Here is a 1,684-nt window from a genome sequence, read left to right as displayed (position 1 = left end):
CCTGGTGGCCAAGGCGGCCCAGGCCCGCGTGGCCACGCTCGCCGCGCGCACGCCGGCTGTGCCGGCTGGCACCCACCTGGTGCAGCTGGGCGCTTTTTCCACGCAGGAAGGCGCGCACCGCGCCTGGCGCCATTACCTGGCGATCAATCCCGCGCTCAAGGGCTATCGCCCGGTGATCACCGCCGCAGTCGTCAACGGCAAGCAGTTCTGGCGCACCCAGGCCGCCGGCTTTGCCAGCGCCAGCCCGGCGCGCTCGCTGTGCGGCTCGGTCAAGGCCAAGGGCGGCGTGTGCATCGTGCTGGCCAATCCCGTGGCCAACCAGCCCGGCATGGCCCCCACTATCCGCTTTGCCAGCAACCGCCGCTGATCCCAGCGCACCTCACACACGCAAAACGGCGGCGAATCAGCAATGATTCGCCGCCGTTTCGTTTTCGCCTGGTGGGCAGACCTGCTGCTTAGAGCGGGTTGTCCAGCTTGATCACGGCTTCATTGCTCTTGCGCTGCGTGGTGTGCAGCTGGCGCGGCTGGGCAAAGCTGGCGAGCACGGCCGGATCGCGGCCATAGATGTCCTTGAAGCTGCGCATCACGCCGTTCACATCGCGCGCCACGGTGAAATAGGTAATGTAGACCGGGAACGGCTTGGTCATCGGCACCTTGGTGTACTTGCCCGACAGGTTGTATTCCACCGCGGTTTCCTTGGGCAGGTCGGCGCCCAGGATCGCCATGGTCATGGCCAGTTCGGTGGCGCGTTCGGCGCGGATGCAACCGTGCGACAGCGCGCGGTTTTCCTGGGCGAACAGGTTCCGGTTGGGCGTGTCGTGAATATAGATGGCAAACTCGTTGGGCATGTCGAGCTTGACGCGGCCCAGCGAATTGTTCTCGCCCGGCTGCTGCACCACCTGGATCGTGCCGTCAGACAATTGCTTGACGGCATAGTTCATGCGCTTGGCCTTGGCCGGGTGGGCCAGCAGATCGGCGCCCAGGCCTTCACCCTTTACGATCGACTGCGGCACCGTCCAGGTGGGGTTGAACACCACGTTCTCCACCATTTCCGCCAGCTGCGGCGTCGCGGTCTTGCCCGGCTTGCCCACGATGGCGCGATAGGTGGTGATGATCTGGTTGTTCACCGTCAACCGCAGCATCTGCTCGGGCACGTTGATCATCAGGTATTGCAGGCCCAGGTCATGGGCCAGCCAGCGCCAGCGGTCCATGTTGGCGCGCACCAGGGCCAGCTTGGCCGGCTCCTTGGTGGTCTGCAACAGCTGGCGCAGCAGGGCGTAATCGGGGTGCGTGGGCAGCAGCGCGCGCAGCGTGCCCTTCACGTCATGCGTTTCGGTGGCCTGGGCCAGCAGCGCCGAATTGGGGTGCAGGTCCTGGTCGGGGTCCACCGCAAACCACTGCTCGCGTGCGGTCATCGGCGTGCGCCCGTCGCGCAGGTCTTCGGCCAGCCACACGAACAGCTTGCTGGCCAGCTGGTTGAGATCGTCGCCTTCCCCCTTGGTGATCGCGGCGGCGAGCGCAGCAGGCTGGTAATCGCGGGCAAACAGGCCTTCGCTGCCGATGCCACGAATGGCCGAAAGCAGGTCCTTGGCATCCTGCAGCGTCCACACCGCCACTGGCGGCGGCGCTTCCACCTCGGGCAGGGCAGGGGGCGGCGCGGGCAAGGCCACGGCCGCGCCGGGCG

2 protein-coding genes are annotated in these 1,684 nt (G+C 66.6%); one reads left to right on the top strand and one right to left on the bottom strand.

Annotated features, from left to right (window positions below):
* A partial coding sequence (locus tag H926_RS0105405; protein ID WP_028657626.1) for an SPOR domain-containing protein occupies positions 1 to 367 on the top strand: 367 nt, incomplete at its 5' end.
* A gap of 88 nt (positions 368 to 455) precedes the next feature.
* On the opposite strand, the gene H926_RS0105400 is transcribed toward H926_RS0105405, so the two are convergent.
* Complete coding sequence (locus H926_RS0105400; protein WP_082209022.1) at positions 456 to 1,670, bottom strand: L,D-transpeptidase family protein; 1,215 nt, start codon at positions 1,668 to 1,670, stop codon at positions 456 to 458.
* Positions 1,671 to 1,684: the final 14 nt, after the last annotated feature.

The sequence above is a fragment of the Novosphingobium sp. B-7 genome (assembly GCF_000410615.1).
Lineage (GTDB): Bacteria > Pseudomonadota > Alphaproteobacteria > Sphingomonadales > Sphingomonadaceae > Novosphingobium > Novosphingobium capsulatum.
This window is presented reverse-complemented; position numbering and strand designations above follow the sequence as displayed.